The organism is Roseivirga ehrenbergii (assembly GCF_001593005.1).
Classification (GTDB): Bacteria; Bacteroidota; Bacteroidia; order Cytophagales; family Cyclobacteriaceae; genus Roseivirga; species Roseivirga ehrenbergii.
The window spans coordinates 42,600-63,714 of sequence record NZ_LQZQ01000009.1; the positions used below are offsets into that span (position 1 = coordinate 42,600).

General features: G+C 39.5%; 13 protein-coding genes. 4 read left to right on the forward strand and 9 right to left on the reverse strand.

Translation table 11 applies throughout. The annotated features are described in order from the left end of the window. The first annotated feature begins 158 nt into the window (after window positions 1-158). From MB14_RS07625 to purE, 3 genes are read left to right on the forward strand one after another with little or no spacing between them, the layout of a single operon-like run. Window positions 159-1,946, forward strand: coding sequence for a MutS-related protein (locus tag MB14_RS07625; RefSeq protein ID WP_062590990.1), 1,788 nt, complete (start codon window positions 159-161; stop codon window positions 1,944-1,946). 28 nt (window positions 1,947-1,974) lie between these two features. Then, complete coding sequence (locus MB14_RS07630; RefSeq protein ID WP_062590991.1) at window positions 1,975-3,114, forward strand: 5-(carboxyamino)imidazole ribonucleotide synthase; 1,140 nt, start codon at window positions 1,975-1,977, stop codon at window positions 3,112-3,114. Continuing rightward, on the forward strand, window positions 3,111-3,617 hold the full coding sequence (gene purE / locus MB14_RS07635; protein WP_062590992.1) for a 5-(carboxyamino)imidazole ribonucleotide mutase: 507 nt from the start codon (window positions 3,111-3,113) through the stop codon (window positions 3,615-3,617). The genes MB14_RS07630 and purE overlap by 4 nt, the downstream gene beginning before the upstream one ends. Before the next feature lie 42 nt (window positions 3,618-3,659). On the opposite strand, the gene MB14_RS07640 is transcribed toward purE, so the two are convergent. The 3 genes from MB14_RS07640 to MB14_RS07650 form a co-directional block, all read right to left on the reverse strand. Further along, window positions 3,660-3,881 (reverse strand): hypothetical protein, encoded by a 222-nt coding sequence (locus MB14_RS07640; RefSeq protein ID WP_062590993.1) that lies wholly within the window; start codon window positions 3,879-3,881, stop codon window positions 3,660-3,662. Window positions 3,882-4,041: 160 nt separating this feature from the next. Continuing rightward, a complete protein-coding gene (locus tag MB14_RS07645; RefSeq protein WP_062590994.1) occupies window positions 4,042-7,113 on the reverse strand; it encodes an AsmA family protein in 3,072 nt (1,023 codons plus the stop codon). Between the two features lie 90 nt (window positions 7,114-7,203). Next, window positions 7,204-7,740, reverse strand: a complete 537-nt coding sequence (locus tag MB14_RS07650) for a PepSY-associated TM helix domain-containing protein (RefSeq protein ID WP_062590995.1) — start codon at window positions 7,738-7,740, stop codon at window positions 7,204-7,206. 247 nt (window positions 7,741-7,987) lie between these two features. Between MB14_RS07650 and MB14_RS07655 the strand changes: the two genes are divergently transcribed. Next, a complete protein-coding gene (locus MB14_RS07655) occupies window positions 7,988-8,815 on the forward strand; it encodes a hypothetical protein (protein WP_221405473.1) in 828 nt (275 codons plus the stop codon). A 9-nt stretch (window positions 8,816-8,824) separates the two neighbouring features. On the opposite strand, the gene MB14_RS07660 is transcribed toward MB14_RS07655, so the two are convergent. The 6 genes from MB14_RS07660 to MB14_RS07685 form a co-directional block, all read right to left on the reverse strand. Then, window positions 8,825-11,047, reverse strand: a complete 2,223-nt coding sequence (locus MB14_RS07660; RefSeq protein ID WP_062590997.1) for an OmpA family protein — start codon at window positions 11,045-11,047, stop codon at window positions 8,825-8,827. Between the two features lie 89 nt (window positions 11,048-11,136). Beyond that, window positions 11,137-13,467, reverse strand: a complete 2,331-nt coding sequence (locus tag MB14_RS07665; protein WP_062590998.1) for a patatin-like phospholipase family protein — start codon at window positions 13,465-13,467, stop codon at window positions 11,137-11,139. 47 nt (window positions 13,468-13,514) lie between these two features. Beyond that, window positions 13,515-14,792 (reverse strand): peptidoglycan DD-metalloendopeptidase family protein, encoded by a 1,278-nt coding sequence (locus MB14_RS07670; protein ID WP_062590999.1) that lies wholly within the window; start codon window positions 14,790-14,792, stop codon window positions 13,515-13,517. Window positions 14,793-14,863: 71 nt separating this feature from the next. Further along, window positions 14,864-17,077 carry a heavy metal translocating P-type ATPase gene (locus tag MB14_RS07675; RefSeq protein WP_062591000.1) on the reverse strand — a complete coding sequence of 738 codons (2,214 nt, stop codon included), beginning with the start codon at window positions 17,075-17,077 and terminating at the stop codon, window positions 14,864-14,866. A gap of 49 nt (window positions 17,078-17,126) precedes the next feature. After that, on the reverse strand, window positions 17,127-19,631 hold the full coding sequence (locus tag MB14_RS07680; RefSeq protein WP_084376001.1) for a protein-disulfide reductase DsbD family protein: 2,505 nt from the start codon (window positions 19,629-19,631) through the stop codon (window positions 17,127-17,129). A 60-nt stretch (window positions 19,632-19,691) separates the two neighbouring features. After that, entirely contained in the window at window positions 19,692-21,080 is a 1,389-nt protein-coding gene (locus MB14_RS07685; RefSeq protein ID WP_062591001.1) for a dipeptidase, read from the reverse strand. Between the last annotated feature and the right edge of the window lie 35 nt (window positions 21,081-21,115).

Genomic DNA, 21,115 nt, shown 5'->3' on the forward strand with positions numbered 1-21,115 from the left:
CAATGAATTCACGTGTTCGCATACTAATTAATTGATGTTTTTTGTAGAAGTGTAAACTGTGGTGTCTATGTTTGAACATAAATACGCCTGAATGGTAAGATTGGTTTTTTATTCCCATTATTTTATCCAAAGCAGCATTTAAACCGCTTATTAACAAAATGGAAAAAATTTTTAACGAAAGGGCTGAGCAGCTTAGGCTTAGTCTTGATAAACTAAAGAAACAGTCACTTTCATTGGCATGGCTGAGGGTCTCTTCTTTCTTTGGGGCAATCGTTCTTATCACCTTGTTTGCAAATGCTAAAATAACCCATGGTATAACAGCAACCATTGTGGTTTTTATTCTGCTGTTTTTCTATTTGCTGAAAAAGCATCTCGCAGTAAAGAAACAACTAGATTTTACCGAAGCCTTACTTAAAGTGAATGAGGAAGAGCTGCTGAGATTAGAAATGAGCCTTTCTAAACTAGATGATGGAGTTGAGTTTATTAACCCACTTCATGAATACCATATTGACCTGGATGTTTTTGGTAGACATTCACTTTTTCAATTAATCAATCGTGCATCAACCGCTTTTGGTCGAGTTACTATGGCCAAATGGCTTAGCACACCTGCCGATAAAGATGAAATACTTCTGAGGCAAGAGGCCGCTAAAGAAGTAGCCCCATTAGTAGACTGGAGGCAAAACATTCAGGCAAGCGGAAGAGCATTCAACGAAGAAAAGGCAAATATTGAACCGCTGCTCTCGTGGATAAAGGAGCCGAATGTTCTCTTGACAAAAGTATTTTACCGACTTGCCATTTTTATTTTTCCGTTGTTATCTCTCACTTGTATTGTACTCTCTTCGATAGGCGTTGCCCCAATCGGGCTTCCTATTTTAGCGGTTTTCATCAATATTGGTGTTTTGGCTACGGTATTTAAATATGCGGGCGAAGTATATCAGAAAACGGTTTACAGTAATAAAATTTTGAAGGCCTACGAAGCCCAAATTGCTTGGATTGAAAAACAAGAACTGACATCGCCATTAATGAAACAATTGAAGGCGAAACTTCAAACCGATGGTAAAGACGCGTCTCTTGTGATTAGCCAGCTCCAATTTATTTTAGATAACCTGCACAATCGGGCTAACATGATGTATCAGATATTCAATGCGCTCTTTACGCTAGATATCTATTGGTTGATCCAGGCAGAAAAATGGAGGGAAAAAACCAAAGAAGATGTACAATCTTGGTTTGAAGCCATTGGTGAAATTGAAGCCGTGAATAGCCTTGGCGCATACTACTTTTCAAACCCAACTGCTGTTTTTCCAACTATTGAAACAGAGCCATTTGTGATTAGAGCCACTCAAATGGGCCACCCAATGCTTAATGCTAAAAAGAGGGTGAGCAATGATTTTGACTTTTCTGGTAAGGGTGGAATTTGCCTAATTACGGGTTCGAATATGAGTGGGAAAAGTACATTTTTAAGAACAGTTGGAGTAAATTCAATTATGGCGCTTATGGGGGCTCCGGTTTGTGCTGAATCGATGAATATTTCTAAACTTCAGGTGTTTACTAGCATGCGTACACAGGATGATTTGGAAGAAAGCGTTTCTTCTTTTTATGCTGAATTGAAAAGATTGAAGCAGCTTCTGGGTTCTATAAACACTGAAGTACCTACGTTATTTATGATTGATGAGGTTTTGAAAGGGACCAATTCAGAAGACCGACATACAGGTGCAATCGCTTTGATCAGGCAATTGAATAAATCATACGCCTTTGGCTTTGTTTCTACACACGATTTAACGCTTGGGAAAATAACTACAGAGCTTCATGGTATTAAGAATTACAGCTTTAATAGTGTGATTGAAAATGACGATATCATATTTGATTATACACTTACTCCAGGCCTTTGCAAAAGCTTTAATGCAACTAAGCTCATGCAAAAAATGGGAATAGAAATTATTGATTAAATTTGCCCGCATTCCATTAAAAGCAAGCATGTCGGTATTTGATTCTAATTTCAAAATAGGAGTTTTAGGAGGAGGTCAGTTGGGTCGAATGATGATTCAGTCAGCCATAGATTTCAACTTTAATGTGCACGTATTAGATCCTGATGCAAACGCGCCTTGTAAAGAAATTGCCACTTCGTTTACCCACGGAAAACTCACCGATTTCGATACGGTTTACAATTTTGGGAAAGACAAAGATGTAATTACCATTGAGATTGAAAACGTAAATACTGACGCATTAAAGGAACTGGCTAAAGAAGGTAAAAAGGTGTTTCCGCAGCCTGAGGTTATTGAGCTGATTCAAAATAAGACACTTCAGAAAAGATTTTACAAAGAAAACGGAATACCCACAGCCGACTTTATTGAAACTCAATCAAAAGCCGATGTGGCTAAACATACGGACTTCCTTCCTTTCGTGAACAAACTGGCCACTGGTGGTTACGATGGCCGAGGAGTGCAAGTTATTCGCACCGAAGAGGCACTAGATAAAGCCTTTGATGCCCCCGGTTTTGTTGAAAAGCTTATTCCTTTCGAAAAGGAAATAGCCGTAATCGCGGCCAGAAATGAGAAGGGAGAAGTCACCTGTTTTCCAACGGTCGAAATGGTTTTTCACCCTGAATTGAACCTTGTTGAATATTTGTTTTCACCGGCCATGGTGAACCAAAGTATTGAAGACAAAGCTCAGGAGATTGCCAAAACATTAATCAGTAAACTGAACATGGTAGGTTTACTGGCCATTGAAATGTTCTTGACAAAAGAAGGGGAAATATTAGTGAACGAAGTAGCGCCAAGAACTCACAATAGTGGTCATCAAACCATTGAAGGCAACGAAACTTCTCAATTTGAACAGCATTTAAGAGCCATTTTAAACTTGCCTTTGGGCAGCACCAAAATTGTACAGGCAGCTGCAATGGTAAATCTTTTGGGTGAAGCTGGATTTGAAGGGCCTGCAAAGTATGAGGGTATGGAAAACGTACTAAGCCAAGAAGGTATCCATGTACACCTCTATGGAAAAGGGATTACCAAACCTCACCGCAAAATGGGGCATGCTACAGTTACCGCAAGTAGCATAGAAGATTTGAATGAAAAAGTTAATTTCGTAAAAGCAGAATTAAAGATAAAAGCATGAGCAAGGCATTAGTGGGAATTATCATGGGTAGTCAGTCAGATTTACGTGTAATGTCCGATGCGGCTTCTGTTTTAGAGGAGTTGGGTGTGCCTTTCGAGGTAACCATTGTGTCCGCACATCGCACACCACATAGAATGGTTGACTATGCCGAAAAAGCCATTGACAATGGTCTTAAGGTAATTATTGCTGGTGCTGGTGGGGCAGCGCATTTGCCGGGTATGGTGGCTTCATTAACTACTTTGCCTGTAATTGGCGTGCCTGTAAAATCTAGCAATTCTATTGATGGTTGGGATTCAGTGCTTTCTATTTTACAGATGCCAGGCGGTGTACCCGTAGCTACGGTAGCGTTAGATGGTGCAAAAAATGCAGGAATTCTGGCAGCACAAATCGTGGGTACTTTTAACGAAAAGGTGTCTGAAAACTTGAAGTCGTACAAGACCGAAATGCGTAAAAAAGTAGAAGACAGCGTAGAAGAGTTAGCGGCTAAAGGCTGGAAAAAATAAGCACAATGCTCCGGCTTAGGTGTAACCTACTTTTCGTTTTACTCAAATCTCAAATTCAAACTCGTTCATTCCTGAATATTGAAAATCAAACCAATATTCATATTCGGAGTACTGAATACAATCCTCTAAAATTTGATCGGCCAAATTGAGTTTAACGAAACTCGTTTGTGGCAACCATTCTCTAAGTTTAAAAACTTGATCAAAAGGTAACTTCGAAACCTGAACATATCCGGTGCCTAAGTCGATGTGGGGCTGTGCTTTCATCTGAATACAATTTTAAACAATTCTATCATACCTAGCTTAATCTGTTGTTTACCAGATTATTAATTTTTTATGTATATAAACGAATAAGTCGCTCTTACTTCGTGCGACTTATTGTTAAGATGATAGAATGGACTAAAATGTTACAGGAGTGGTTCAGAAATTATTCTTCGTTGCCTCCATTACCTTTTTTCTTTTTCAGTAAACCTTTTAAAACACTTTCAGCTTTTTTCTTTGCTTCTTCAAGCTTCTGATCTGTCGTATCTTGTTTAACACCTAGTTTGCCAGCTAGTTTTAAAGCAACGCTATCTTTTTGGGCTTTCAATAAGGAATCAGCCTTAGATTTTAATTCAGTTTTCTTGGCATCTAATACTAGGCTAGCTGAATCTTTTGCTTGCTCTACCATGGCTTCTACTTCTTGTTTTGCTTCTTCTTTCTTGTCGTCCACTTTGGCTTTTACAGAAGCTGTTACCGCGCTCTTCATATCGGTGCCATCTCCATTCCCCACGCCTCTAAGTCCAAATTCTGGTTTAGCATATGTTCCACTCATGCCAATGTTTAATCTTACGGTACTACTTGTAGCGGCTGAGCTACCTGTGATTTGCGAAACCAAACTATTGAGTTGCGTGCCTATTTGTCCAGCTTGAACGTCCATGGCAAGGGTGTAGTCGATCGACCCATCAATTCCTGTGCTACCTGCAATTGTGGTTTTATAATCGCCAAGTTTGACATCAAATGGCTTTACAAATAGCCTTCCTTCTTTAATTTCGGCCGACATTTTCACTTTATCTAGAGTGGTGGTAGAAAGCTTTTGAAGTTTGGTAAGTGAAGTTAAGCCTGTAACGATTTTTGAGTCTTGATCTAAGCTTGCTTGTAATAATTGCAATACACCGCTTCCAGTCAGGGTGCTATAATCAGGCATCATGTCTGCGCCCAAAGCTCCTGCCATTGAAAAATCAGTAGATAAAAGTCCTTGCATTCTTTCTGCAATAGGGGCTAATTTCTGGATCATCTCAATGCTCTGAAACGATTGTGGGATAGAAATTTCTTGGACCTTGAATCCAAATGCAAAGAGTGGTTTTTCGGGCTTACTGTCATAAGAACCTTGTAAGCCTACTGTACCGTTGAGGGTCTTCATATTGGCGTTGTCAAGGGCTACTTTTCCATCCTTTACCACCAAACCACTTTTTACCTCTTTAAGCTCAAGCTTATTATACATCACCTTATTTACTGAAGCGTTCATGTTGAACTCCACGTTTTCTGGAATTCTAACTACTTCCATTGGCTCGCCATTTTCGTCAACCACCTCGTCTTCCGATTCGGTCATCCATTCGTTTACATTAAGTACATCGGCTGTAGCATTCAGATTACCTTTTAGCTTTCCTTCGTTCAAAGCAAAACCTAGATAGTTTTCAATTTTACCTGTGGCGCTAAAGTTAGTTTCACCAGCCGAGCCGTTTAGCTCGTTTAGGTTAATACTGCTTTTATCGAAAGTGGTATTGGCAGAAGCTACTTTGAATGTTTTGCCCATGGCTTCATCGGCATACACTAGGTTCTTAACGTTCAAAGCTCCTTTGGTATCCAGGTTTTGATAACGCTCGTTCTCTATATCGCTCATTCGGCCTTTTGAGCTTAAATCGGCAGTAATAATTCCAGATGCCTGAACCCCTTCCATTGGGTAAATTTTGAAGATTTTCTCAAGGTCGATTGTTCCTTTCGCGGTAGCATCCCATTCAAAGTTGTCTGGGTTTTGTAGCATCAATTTGGCCTGAAACGGCTGCCCATCCATCATAAAGTCCATATTGGAAACATTGATTTTGGTGTCATTCATTTTACCCGTTGGGTTAAGAACTTCTGCCATCACATTGATTTTCTCTAGTGGAATAGGGAACTCGGTAGACTGGATTAAACCGTCTTTCAAGTTCATAGTAATATCTAGCGTAGGAATAATGGATTGTATGCTATCATATTTACCGTTGGCTTTTGCATTTAAGGTCAAAATTCCATCTAAGATGAGCCCTTCAATCGGTAGCATACTATTGAGGTCTTTAAGGTTTAAAGTTCCTTTCATGTCCGCATCGATTGGGTAATCCTTAAGGTTGGCCACTTTCAGTCTTGCATCGAAGGGGTTTTTCCCAAAATCAACATGCATTTTCTTTAAGTCGATAACCGTATTTTCTATTACTCCATTTGGGTTATCTACATTTAAAGCAAGTTGGATGTTGTTAATTGCCTCGGGTAAATCGGGGTACTGAACAGAGGCGTCATCAATGTTAAGAGTAAGATTGAAAGCTGGCATTTCTGTTTCTGAATACCTGCCCTTTACCATTCCACTGAACGACACATTTCCTGCGGCTTTTACATCGTCAAAACTTTCAGTGTATGCTCCTGGAATTAGGGAGAATATTTTTTTGAATTCTGATGAAGGAGAACTGAATGAAAGATCCATTCCGTAGGCATCATCGAACATGGTAAATGAGCCATTGGCGGCCAATGGAAATTCGTTAATTAAAAACTCATTCTCTTTGAAGGTGAACTTCATGTTTGGTAAATCCATGCTCATAACTAAGTCCATTGTGATAGACTTGTTGGTCACATATTCTGTTCCATCATAAGTAAATGTGGCCTCATCTACTTTTCCTTCAGAAATCAAATCAAAAATATCTTCAGCAAAATCACCTTTACCCGAAATGTTGATTCCGTTGAGTTGCGTAAAAACTTGTGTCGACTGGTCGAAGTAAATAAACGCACCATTTGAAATTGAAAAGCTATTGATTCCGAAGCTCATTGAACCCTCAGACTCTGTTTCTGCTGTTTCGCTTACTTCAGCGGAAGCTTTCATTATATCGTAGTTGGCTGTTCCATCTTCTAAAACGATGATGGTAATGTCTGGAGTTTCTAGGTTTACTCCTTTGATGGTAATGGCATCGCCAAAAAGCACTTCTTTTAAGTTGATTTGTGCCTCTAGATTTTCTACGCTGGCCAAAGTATCACCTTCGAAAACGCCTTTCCCAATAATGCCAAAATCGCCTAGGCTTACTGTGAAATCAGGAAAATTTTTAATTAGTGAGAGGCCAAATTTATCTACATCAAAGAATAAAGTAGCTTCAGTGTTTTTGTCGAATTCAGAAACAATTTTATCCCGGATTTTATCTTTGAAAAAGACGGGAATGAGTAGCAACAACAAAAAGATAGCTAAGAATATTCCTAGAACAATTTTAAAAAAGCGTTTCATACAACCTTAATTTTTTATACTACAAAAGTAGATAATTAACTAAGAAGTAGCTTTGATGTTATGAAAATGAAGGTTAAATAATCTTGAAGCTTATGATTTTAGCTGTCGAATTTTTCTTGGGCCATACCACAACCATATACCCGAAACGGATAGTATCAATAGGCCAAGCCCTAAGATATTCATAGAAATCACCTTAAACAGCTCCGAAATAATACTGCCATCATGAATCCGCTCTATCCAATCAGAGTTTCTCTTGGCAACAGAAAAGACTTCTAATGTCTTTGCATCTACTTGAACTTCCCAACTTCCAGTGTCAAAAATTACTTTCGCAATTCCTTTGGTAGGTCTGTATTCAATTCTGTCAAAATTTGAGGCGCTCAATCCTAAACTGTCTACCGCCTGAATGGAGACTTCAGCCAAACGGTGAACAGGCTGCCATCCTGAAATGTCTAGAGTTTCTCCTGTTTGAGTAGGGGGTTGTAGAATATCAATATTCTTTTTCCAGCCTAAAATAAGACCTGTGATTGAACTTATAATCAGAAAAGCCACGATGAACAAACCGAGTGTCTTGTGGATTTGACGATATGATCTTATGCTTTTTACAAGTTTAACAGGAGCCTTCGCCATAAATCAATGAGTTTTGCTGAAAGCCCGAATAAGTGGAATTTAAGTGGAATCCGCAACCCTATTTACAGGAACAGAGCACTGGTCTAATAGCTAAACAGATCATTGAAAATTAACTAGACATAAATTATATGTTACCTAATTTGCTTTTATGTTACGCTAATGTTACCTTAATGTTAACAATCTTGTGGTAGATTGATAACTTTGCACCTAGATAATGAGAAAAAGAAGGTATATATGGTTGATAATAATGCTGGGGGTTCTCCATGCCAACCTGTATGCTCAAGCTCCTATTCAGCAAAATGTTTTAGTACAGACGCTAAGTAAAGCTGATTTATTTCTTGCCGATATTGAACTGGAACAGCGAACAGAGGCATATGAGAACCTTGCTCAACTTATTGAAAGTCTTGAGGTTATAAGAGAAAAGGAAGCGAATGATGATGCTTTTTTGCGTAAGGTATTCTTGAAAACTAATAGAAAAGTACTTCGCAGATATAACCTTTTCTCTGATTTTTCTGAAACCCTATTGACCGGAAATTACGGCTGTTTATCTGGCACTATTCTATACTCACTTGTGCTTACTCATTTCGATTTTGATTTTACTGCGATAGAGCTTTCAGACCATGTTTATTTGTTGGTTGAGAATGGTGAATCAAGATTTATTTTTGAATCTACCTTAGGTTCAAGAGGTTTTATTGCGAACAAGAAAGATATAGAAAATGCGCTTAGTGGTTATAGTGAGCGATCCATGATCAATCAATCAATGGCAGCCGTGGCTTCATATAGAAGTAATGAGCAGGCTTCTTCTATTAATAACCGTATAGGCTTAAGAGAACTAGCAGGCTTGCAGTTGTATAATAAGGCTATCGAAAATTTTAAAAACACTGAGCTGATTCTTTCGTTAGAATACGCTGAAGCGTCTCATGAGCTTTACCCTTCAGTTAGAATAAAACAACTTATGCAGTTATTAGTAAACGAAATCCTTTACAGTGAAGGCTTAACCAAAGAGGTAAAAGAAAACGCCTTGAAGAATTACATTTCTCACGTTCGTGAGAACAAGATTAGTCAAACCAAATAGGTTTCCTCTCTACATACTTATAATGGTGAACTCAACCCTTCGGTTGATGGCCCTACCCATTACGGTTCTATTGGTAGTGATTGGTTCACTTTCTCCGTGCCATACAAACTGAAGTCTGTCTTCTTTAATTCCCAAAGTAGCAAGTGCTTTTTTGACGGCTTCCACTCTTCTTCTAGATAAATCGATATTATACTCTAGCGTACCATAATTATCGGTATGGCCAGCCAGTTCAACAATGGCTGTTGGGTAGTCATTCATAAATTGGGCAAGGTTCCGAATTTCCGTCCATGACCTCGGTTTGAGTAGGTCTTTATCGAAATCGAAGAATACATTTCGGATAATAAACGAAGCACCAGGCGCTGCTTTTACCACTTGTGCATTTACGTTTATGATTGGAGCTTGTACACCACTCACCAAAGCATTAGATTCTATTGGTTCTTGCCCCAATTCTTTACGTTGGGCATTCAAAAGCTCAAATGTATCTCGCTTAATTTGAGGTAAACTCAAGTCGATAGCTACCGCCTTCATAATATCATTCGGTACACTAATCGGCTCTCCGGTTGCTAAATCGGCACTATCAAGGTCTAGTTTATCAAGCGTAACGGCATACACATTGATTTCAGAAATATCAAGAAGGTCAATGGTGGCTCCTACAGGAATGAAGCCTGGTATTTCTGCCCTGTAGCTATAAATTTCATCGGCTGGCAATTCGATACAATAGTTTCCGGCCGCATCGGTTCTTACTCGGCCTACTTCAACACCATCTCTTAGTCTAGAGAAAACCACCTCCGCATCTAATGGGTTGCCTGTTTCGGGATCTGCTATGGTTCCACACAAGGTTACCAATCGTAACTGACGAGTTACTAACGGTAAGGTTAAGGAATGAATATCTAAGTCATTGCCTTCTACCTCTCTACAGAAATATGCAAAAGAGCCATCGTGCGGAATGAAAAGGAACATGTCATCCACCTCAGTGTTAATCACGGGGCCTAAGTTTTCTGGCTCTGTCCAGCTCGTCCATGAGTTATCAAGGCGTCTGGTAACAAAAATATCTTTCTTACCATAACCACTATGTCCTTCAGAAGTGAAGAACATGGTTTTCTTATCAGGCATTAAAAACTGACCTTCTTCTTCGCCAGCAGAGTTAATCACAGGTCCCATGTGTAATGGTTCCGTCCATAAACCATCCTTCTGCAAAAAGCTTACATATAAATCTCTTCCTCCTTCTGTGCCCCTTCCTTCTTCAGAAATAAGTAAAATTTCACTATCGGGTGTGAGCCAGAAATTTACATTTCTATGAACATTGATATCATTAAAAATCTTAAGGTTGTTGGGTTTGGTCCATTCCGTTTTGGATATTCTCTGACTTTTTGAAATACCATATTTCATTCCGCCAGGCAAGTACTGGTTTCCTAGAATAATCAATTCTTCATCTTCTTGAAGGAATGAGCTTATAAAGTTTGGGTCGGGATTGTTGAGTACATCTCCGATGTTCTTTGCCAGACCCCAATCTAGGGTGGTTGAGTCAAAATCGGAATACCAGATATCTTCTAAGTCTTCCTCACCGCCTACATTTTCAGGGTGTCCCCTTCTGCTGAAGTAGAGTGTTTTTTTGTCCTTGGTCATTAAGGGTTTTATCTCCCTATTTGTACTGTTCACCAAATCGTTAAGTCTGTACACCATCAATTTGGTGTTGATATTGGGCATCAAGTTGATTTTAGCCTCTATTGGTTCTTGTGAGTTAGAAACGCCAATACAGTCAATAGCTGTAAAGCCATCTACAGACCTTCCGTCTATTACAATTTTAACCGCTTTTACATTGTAAGGAGTTTTATCCAAAAATATTCTGAACATCCTGTGCGATTCACTTACAGGTCCTGGGTTTTGTTTAAATACAGAATATTCTTTGTTATCATCATCGTACAAAAATACCTCCCTAATGGCTCCGGGATTAAAGGTTTCACCAATGGCAATTTGCTCGATAGGCATTTCTAAGTCGAATTGAACTTTTATAAATTCAACGGTATTGGGGTTGAAGGGAGACCAAGCACTTGGATTATCTCCACCTGCGGGAAGTACGTTGGGCTTACCCAATACTTGTTTGGCTGACCCTTGTAGCTCTGAAATTTCGGAGGAATAGTCAATCACGCGAGAAGCCCACTGAACTGTGGTTTGGGAATAGGTTGCAGTAAAGCATAATACCCAAAGAAGCGTACAAAAGACAATTCTCATAAAAGTGGAAACACACATGTTAATTGGGATTCAATAATAACCAATTATAACAAGTAAAAGAATATTTAAAGGAAGCAAATAGCCTTTTTCTATTCAATTGATCTTTGGTTGAAAATCATATACCCGAATGAGAGCGACAACCCTAAATTAGAAGTGGGGTTTTCTAAATAATTCACCCGAAGAGTGAGGGGGCCCAAGACGGAATTATAGATTAGGCCTGCCATTCCTAATAAACGAACATCCTCAAAGCCATTTTTATCCTGTGCTTGTTGCCCAGCTATTTGCTGTGGTCGATTATAAGCACTGAAGCCATAAACCTCTCCTCTAAAAAACAGACTGTTTGTTAAACGAACCGAATGTACCATTCCAGCCCCCACATAGCTATATGCTCTATAGTTTGGAAGAAAATAGGTTTCAGAATCGAACATAGGGTTAAACTGGCTAGCATAAATTAGGCTGGACTGATAGTTCATAAAGTTGGGTTGGGTACTATATATTGATTCGAACTTCCATCCAAAACTATAATTGTCAGATATATTCTTGTACTCTTCAAAATATAGCTCAAGTGCCAGCCAGTTTTTTGATTCTGTATAGGTGGTAGTCACATTAGGTCTGTATAAAACAGAAGTACTTCCTGGGGTATAGGAAAGATGCCCTAACAACATGTTGGCAGAGGTGTAAAATCTCACTCCCGAAGTAGCAAATTGTTTGGTGTTCAGGCTGTTTCTTTCGTAGCTGAGTTTGCCTTTAAAGGCCTCATACCTGGTGTGGTCTAAGCTTTCTTCAACTGAAATATTAGCCATGTTGCTAAAGTTATCGGAGTTTCTAACATAGGCGGCTTCGGCTGTAAATACACTGCGTTGGCCAGATCCTAAACCTACGATAGCACCAAATTTCCTATCTATTCTGTTTAGAATAGTAGGATTGGCTTTTTCATCGAAAAAATCATCTGTATTTAGGTAATCCCATTGGTTTAATAAGAAGGAAGGTTCTAAAAATAACCTTGTTCTAGGGTTAAGATTAAAACGAGAACCCAAATAAACCGACTCATAAAATTTACCAGTAGAAATTTTAAGCTTATACGAATTTAGGAAGCGATTAAAAGAATTAAGCGTCAAACCGAAGTGTAGTGTACTCACGCTTCTGGTGGAAAGATTTCCTCCAAAATCTACTGATAGGCCGTTTCTTGCAGTTGGTTTTAAATAAAATTCCAACACATAAAATTCCTTTTCATAATCGTAGTCAAAATTGATATAGATATTTCTGAAGTAAGGTTCGGAAAGCAGTTTAAAGTAGGCTTGTCTGATTTCTAGCAAACTTAAAGGGCCATCTTTAAAAGAAACTAAAGAGTTAATCAATAACTCCTGTTTTGGCATAAAACCAAATAACCTAATGGCTCCAAATTCATACGCTTCAAATTTTTCTCTGAACTTGGTTCGATTTGATTCCACCTGACTTTTATCTACTCTACGCAAAATTTTCTGCTTTATACCTTCCATTTGACTCATGGTTACATCGTATCCTGCTTGGATTAGTTCAGGAACTTTATCAAACGACATGGCCGTATAAGACTTCATTTCTGGCTCAATGTAAATATCCGTGCTGTCTAACTGAGAGGGGTCAGACTTGTTGAGGAAGAGAAAAAGAAGAGCGTCCGTCAAAATTTCTTCATCAGCATCAAACGGATAAGATTCGGCTTTTTTAGTGGCTACGTTTGACCCGATTGTTACTTCGGGCTTAAACTCATCTTTCATTATGTCTACAGGAAAGTTGTCGTAAACACCACCATCAAAGATGTATTGATTCTGAAATTTGATTGGTCTGTAAAAGAACGGGACTGCCATGGATGAACGTGTAGCCTGCATCAATGAGCCCGTATCTAGCCGAACTACTTTTTCGGAAAAAATGTCGGCAGCTACAGCCTTAAATGGAACAAACAGATTATCGAAATTATAGTTGGCTGCTTTTGCCGCCTGACCTAAATATTCGTTTAAAAGAAAATTGATAATAATATCGTTGGCCAATGGAGTACTAATGGATGCCTTGAAATTTTTATCTAAAAGAAGGTCAACGGTTAGCCATGAGGCATCGTCTTGAGATTTGGTATAGTTGTATTGATAACGTTCTGATGATACACCGTTGATCCAATTCTCAAAGTTGGGATTGGTAACAATTATCTCGATTTCTTCTGGGCTAAAACCTGCTGCATATAGCGACCCGACTACGGCCCCCATTGATGTGCCCACTACGTAGTCTATGGGGATATTATTTTCTTCGAGTGCCTTCATTACCCCAATATGAGCAATGCCTTTGGCTGCTCCTCCGCTCAAAACCAAGCCCACTTTTTGTGCATGGATAATGAAGGAAGTGCACAGCAACAAAAAAATAACTAGAGACCGGTTTGCAAATTTGATTGACATAAAAAAAGCAGGGATTAGCCTGCTTAAAAATATAAATTCAATTTCATTTATCTATTACTAGCAGTAATAACATCTTCCACCCAATCCATTGGAATGTCATTTAGTTTTTTATCCATCAATTCCTTCATGGCTTCAAACTTTATAATGTGTTCCGCAGAAAGTGGTTTTTCAGCTGGTAAATCTTCTCTCAAGAAATCAACTTGTTCTCCTCTTTTCCAAAATCTGAAACAAAGGTGGTTGCCAGTGGCTAAGCCTGTACTTCCGACATAACCAATAATATCTCCTTTTTTTACTTTTTGCCCATTCTTGTAATTTCCAAACTTAGACATGTGTAAATAGCCCGTAGTATAGGTGCCGTTATGTCTAATCTTCACATAGTTGCCATTTCCTCCGGTATAACCTCTTGCAATAATTACCCCGTCAGCAGCAGCTTTAATTGGGGTGCCTTTGGCAGCGGCAAAATCGGTTCCTAAATGAGCTCTTCTAGTATTTAGTACTGGATGAAGACGACTTTTACTATATCGTGAAGAGATTCGGGAAAACTCAACAGGATACCTTAAGAATGCTCTTTGAAGGCTTTCACCCAGATCGTCATAATAATCGAATCCGTCTCCTTGATCATAGGCATAAGCCATATAGTTATTTCTAATATGATTAAACTCTGCTCCTAAAACTTTGCCAATTCCAATAGGCTCGCCATTCACTTGTCTTTCTTCATATATTACTTTAAACCAATCTCCAACTTGAAGAGAACGCATATCTATTTGCCATCCGAAAACATCGGCCACAGCACTTACTAATGCGGCTGAGCCTCCTTTTTCCCTGATAGAATGATCGAGTGAAACGGTAATTCTGCCCGACATGGTTTTTTCTATGGTTTCAACCTCTCTTTCTTCTTTATAAATAGAAATTGAATCCTTCAGCTGATAAACCACATATTCTAAAGGGCTTGGCTCGTAAACAAAATAGGCGGCTCTCTTAATAGAGTCTTCCGTATAAAAAAGGGTGTAATCACGATTTGGAATAAAATTACGCACGCTAAACACATCTTTAGAAAGACGGTCGATGCTGAAAATATCTTGATTACTGATGTTAAAAGGGAGAAGAATATCTGCAATAGTCTGATTGCGCTTTATTTTCCCTTCAAGCATTTGATACTCATCTAAGGGTATTCCAAATTTATAAAGTGGCTCTGGAATCTCAGCAACTTCATTCGTTGGTATGTCCTCTTCAATAAATGGATTGCTTTCTTTGCTAAAATAGAAGTATAGAACTACCACAACGACTAAACTCACAACACTGGCAAGTCCTAAGTTTTTTTTCATTCTCCGTTAGTTTTTACCTTTCAACGGCAAAGTACTAAAAATGTGGCCTTTTAGTAAATATTTTTTTTCGGCTATATTTTTGAACCTCTGAGCCTAAGGCTATTCAGTACAACCGAAACAGAAGAAAAAGCCATTGCTGCGCCTGCAATCATAGGGTTTAGAAGAAATCCATTGATAGGAAAAAGCACTCCTGCCGCCAAAGGAATGGCTATTACGTTGTATGCAAAGACCCAAAACAAGTTCTGCTTCATGGTTTTTGTGGTTTTTTCGGAAAGCAGAATTAACTGATGTAGTTTAGAAATATCTCCGTTTAGTAAAGTTACAGAAGCGCTTTCTAATGCTACATCGGCTCCAGTGCTCATTGCAATTCCTAAATCCGCTTCGGCCATGGAGGGCGCATCATTAATGCCATCGCCAGCGAAAGCTACAATGTGTCCCTCGGTTTTGGCTTGTTTAACTATCGCGTGCTTATCGTCTGGCAATAGACCAGCCTGATACTTCTTGATCCCTGTTTCGCGGGCCACATTCGCGCAAATTTGTTCGTTGTCGCCAGAAAGCATTTCAATTTCTATCCCGCGCTTTTGAAGTTGATTCACCAAAGCTGCAGATGATTTACGGACGGTGTCTTTTAAAGCAATTACTGCTAAAACCTTTTCGTCCCGAATAAAGAACACTTGGGTTCTACCTTCCTTGTCATAGCTTTTTATCAAATCACTAATTTCACCTGAAAGCGAAATTTCCTTTAAACCGCTTTTTCCAACAATTTTATAATTGTGTTGGTCTAGGGTAGTGGCTAATCCAACCCCTGCAATTGTTTTAAGGTCTTTAATTTGAACAGGGAAAAGCAAATAATTTTCCTCTAGATAATCCGTAACTGCTTCTGCAATTGGGTGACTTGATGCCGCCTCCATTCCGTTGAGCACACTCAAAAGTTCAAGGTTATTTTCTTCAGTAAAGAAGGTTTTGAAGTCGGTAACCGAAAGTTTCCCTTCTGATATAGTGCCTGTTTTATCTACAAAAAGTTTAGTCACTTTCGAAGCATTCTCTAAAGCCACAGCATCTTTAACGAGAATTCCGTTTTTTGCTCCTTTTCCAATACCAACCATAATCGCCATTGGTGTGGCTAAACCAAGAGCACAAGGGCATGCAATAATGAGCACAGAAAAGGTGTTTATAAAGGCGTAAGTGAGGGCAGGGTCGGGGCCAATAAAACACCATATAACGAAGGTAAGTGCGGCTAAGCCCAGTACTATTGGCACAAATACACTTGCAATTTTATCGGCCAGTTGTTGTGCGGGAGCTTTGGAGCCTTGGGCTTCAGTAACCATCTGAATGATTTTGCCCAACATGGTGTCTTCACCCAACTTTTCGGTTTTAACCTGTAGACTTCCATCGGTATTGATGGTACCTGCTTTTACTTCATCACCTTCTGATTTTTCAACTAAAACAGATTCGCCAGAAATCATGGCTTCGTCTAAACTTGCACGTCCAGAAATTATTTTTCCGTCTACAGGAATTTTCTCTCCGGCTTTTACTAAGAGAATATCGTTTAGCTGAACTTCTTCAAATAGAATTTCATGTTGTTCTCCATCTTCAATTCGGATTACCTTTTTTACCTGAAGCTCATAAAGCTTCTCAATGGCTTTTGAGGTAGAAAACTTGGCTTTTTCTTCCAAATACTTACCCAATAGAATAAAGGCAATAATCACGGCTGCCGATTCATAATACACATGCACCTGCAAACCTTGGTTTCTAATTATTTCTGGAAAAATGGTGTTGAACATGCTGAACAGAAAAGCGGAACCAGTTCCAAAAGCAATGAGCGTATCCATATTAACGGCTCCTCGCTTAATTTGCGAAAAGGCACTTGTGAAAAACCTCCACCCAGAAATAAAGACCACAGGAAATGAAAGGGCGAGTAGAGCCCAATTTTTATAGAGGAAGTCACCTACAAACATGGAAAGCACCATGACAATAGCACCAAGCGTAATGGCCAAAGCCAATGCTCGTTTCGTATTCTTCAAACCTTCTTCTCGTGCAGTGGCAACTGAGGCTTTGTCTTTTTTGGCCTGAAGTGTATAGCCGGCACCTTTTACATATTTCTGGAGCAATTTAAAGTCAACTTCGGCCTCGTTATAGACTAAACTAACCGTATTGGTAGCATAGTTTACCGAAGCTTCTTGTACTCCTTTACTGTTCTTGAGGGTTTTCTCAACGGTAGAGGCACAGCCTGCGCAGTGCATTCCTTCAACGGGGTAAGTATCTTTAATCATGGCTTTCTGCATTGCGTTTTGTCAACAATACCAATGCTTGAAAAGTGCCATCGGTAATGGGTTAGCGTTTGGTGAATTCTGCAAGCCCTTTGTCTAAAAACTCAACAAAGTTAGACACTTCAACATCATATGCTTTGGGTCTAACCAAAGGTGCTTCGTTATTATCTAAAAGCACATAGTAAGGTTGGGCGTTGCCATTAAATCGGGTGATCTGAAAATCGAAATTTTGCTTCCCAATTGTTTTTTTCACTTTGTTGTCGAATTCAGAAGTGTACCATTCCGATTCCGGCAGTTCCGTTTTATCATCTACATAAAGAGCCACCACCACATAGTTTTCTTTCAACCTTTTGAGTACTTCTGGGTCTGACCAAACATATTCTTCCATTTTACGACAGTTCACGCAGCCGTGACCTGTAAAGTCAATGAACAAAGGTTTCTTTACCTTCTTGGCATAAGCCAAAGCTTGTTCGTAATCAAAAAAGCCTTTGATACCGTGGGGCAAATGTAGAATGTCTGAATATTTTATTTTACTCGGAAAACCTGTTTCAGTGGCCGACCCTGAAATTTGTGCAGCGCCAATCTCTTCTCTTATCATTTCCCTTAGTGCAAAATCATGTGTGGTAAGTGGAGGCAAATAACCAGAAAGGCCTTTGAGTGGTGCGCCAAACATACCAGGCAATAAATACACGGCAAAAACAAAACTGATGATGGCCAATACTAAACGTGGTACCGAAGTTTTTTGAACTTCATCATCGTGTGGCAAGCGTAATTTCCCTAACAAATAGAAGCCTAAAAGCACTGCAATCACCAACCAAATGGCAATGTAAATTTCACGGTCGAGCAAGCCCCAATGATAAGCCTGATCGGCTACGCTTAGGAATTTGAAACCCAAAGCCAATTCGATAAAACCTAAAACCACTTTTACGGAATTTAACCAACCACCGGATTTTGGAAGGCTCTTCAGCATTCCTGGGAAAATAGCGAACAGGGTAAAAGGAATAGCAAAGGCAATAGAAAAACCCATCATGCCCACCACGGGCTTGGTTACTTGCCCTTGAAAAGATTCGATTAGAATTGTACCTACAATTGGACCTGTGCAAGAAAACGACACAAGTACCAAAGTAAAAGCCATAAAGAAGGTGCCGAACATTCCGCCCTTATTGGCTTTCTTATCCATTTTATTGACAAGCCCGCTAGGCAATACGATTTCGAAAAGCCCAAAAAAGGAAAGTGCAAAAATGACGAATACAGCAAAGAATATAATGTTTGGAATGGCTCCTGTGGCCAGTTCATTGGCAATACCTACCCCGAATAAACTTGTGAAAAGCAGACCGATTAATATATAGATAACAATAATTGAAATTCCGTATATACTCGCCTTAGTAATTGCTTGCGCCCTCGATTGGCTGCTGTTTGTAAAGAAAGCCACTGTCATCGGAATCATGGGGAAAACGCATGGCGTTAATAATGCCGCTAACCCGAAAAGAAAAGCGGTAATAAAAAAGCCCCATAAGGAGCCATCATCTTCGGGTTTTAGCAAGTCTTCAAAGCTGCTTTGACTGGATTTGCTGTTTGTACCAGTGGCTACTCCTGCCGTTGTGGTAATCTTCTTCGCTCCATCTTCTAGGGCTGACAGGGCTACATCAAAATCCTCACTTCCGTTAATACAGAGGCCTTCAACATCGGAGCAAGTTTGAAAATCGAGCTCGCCCTTAATTTGAAAGTCGGGTTTCAATATTTTTATTCTCTGCTTAAACTCACCTTTTCCAGAAAAATAGGTTACTTCTTCATTGAAAAAATTATCGAATTTCTTTTTTGGATTGGTAGGAATCAAACCACCAATTACCTCAAAACCATCTGTTTCTTCAAAAACTACGGTGGCAGGAATAGGAGAAGCATCAGGTGCTAAATCACTAGAATAGATGTACCAGTTGGCATCGACAGTTACATTGAAAACCAGATCAATTTCACTGCCTACTTCTGCAGTTCCTTCTTTGCTAAGTTTCCACGAGGTTACTGTTCTTACTCCAGGCCCTTGGCTTAATAAATTCTGCGGTGCAGCTTGAGTTGGCGTTTCAGTTGGTTCTTTTTCTCCTCCAGTTACTTTTATAAAATCAATTACAAAGTCTTGCTCCCCCGGAACACACTGCCCAGTAACATCGGTACAAGTTTGAAAATCAAGTGTGCCTGAAATCTTAAGGTTATTGCTCAGTACTTTTATTTTTTGCCTAAACTCTCCCTTCGCACCAAAATACTCTACCGTATCGCCCCAAATTTGGTCAAACTTATGTTTTGGATTAACGCCATATAGCTTTCCAATCACTTCGAAAGAAGGGTCGGCATTTAGTTCTGCGGTGGCGGGTATAGCCATCACATCTTCTTTCTGGTTTGAAGAATAGATGTACCAGTCTTTAATCACACTTACATTGAAGATCAACTCGATTTCATCCCCAACTTTTACTTCTTTTTCTGAAGCATCGAAGGTCCAATTGGTGGTTTGCTTGAATTGAGCAAACGAGCTTAAGGTAAAACCAACCAGAATAAGTGACAGCAGATACTTTCTCATATGTAACCAGAGTTTGTAAAAAGTGGGCCTTAAAATTTTAAGGCCCACTGTAAATGTACTTTAGTCGTTCAGTTCAGCAAAATTTTTGAAGAACAATGGAATGGTTTCAATTCCTTTAAAGTAATTGAAAACACCATAATGTTCGTTTGGAGAATGAATGGCATCTGAATCAAGGCCAAAACCCATTAATACGGTTTTTAAACCCAGGGTTTGTTCAAAAAGTGCCACAATAGGAATACTTCCTCCACCTCTGAATGGTACTGGCGCTTTTCCAAAAGTAGTTTCCATGGCTTTTGCCGCAGCAATATAAGCTGGAGAATCTGTTGGAGTAACCGCAGGCTTTCCTCCGTGGTGTGGAATAACTTTTACCTTTACGGATGGAGGGGCAATTGATGTGAAGTGATCTTGGAAAAGCTTTGTGATTTTATCAGGATCCTGATTCGGTACTAAGCGCATTGAAATTTTTGCATAGGCTTTAGAGGCAATTACAGTTTTAGCACCTTCGCCAATATAACCGCCCCAAATTCCGTTCACGTCTAAAGTTGGTCTAATAGAAGAACGCTCCATAGAGGTATAACCTGCTTCGCCTTCGGTAGCGCTTAGGCCGATTGATTTTTTGTATTCTTCTTCATCAAAAGGAGCAAGAGCCATGGCTGCCCTTTCATCAGCAGAAAGCTCAATTACATCCGCATAGAAGCCTGGGATGTTAATTTTCTTGTTTTCGTCTTTTAACGAAGCAATCATTTCGGCCAATACGTTGATTGGGTTTGGCACTGCCCCACCGTATAAACCTGAGTGCAAATCTCTATTTGGGCCAGTTACTTCTACTTGTACATAGCTTAAACCTCTTAGTCCCACAGTAATGGAAGGTACATCGTTGGCAATGATTCCAGTGTCGGATACTAATACAATATCGGCAGCCAACTTCTCTTTATTCTCTTCAAGGAAAATCCCTAAATGGTCAGAACCAACTTCTTCTTCTCCTTCTATTAAGAATTTTACGTTACAAGCAAGGTTATCAGTTTTCATCATGGCCTCAAACGCCTTGATATGCATGTAAACTTGACCTTTGTCGTCACAAGCACCGCGAGCAAAAATGGCTCCTTCTGGATGGATTTCTGTGGTTTTTATTATGGGTTCGAAGGGAGGTGAATCCCAAAGCTCGTAAGGGTCGGCTGGTTGAACATCGTAATGACCGTAAACCAAAACGGTAGGTAATTTGGCGTCAATAATTTTTTCTCCGTAAACAATCGGGTGGCCTCCAGTTGGGCAAATTTCTGCTACATCGGCACCGGCTTCTAGTAATTTTCCGTGTACGAATTCAGCTGCTTTTAGTACGTCTCCTTTGAACTTACTATCGGCACTAACCGAGGGAATTCTGAGTAAATCGAGAAGTTCGTTTAAGAAACGGTCTTTATTGTTTTCTATGTAATCGTTGATGTTTGCCATGTCTTTTAATTTATGACTCGAAGATAATTGATTTG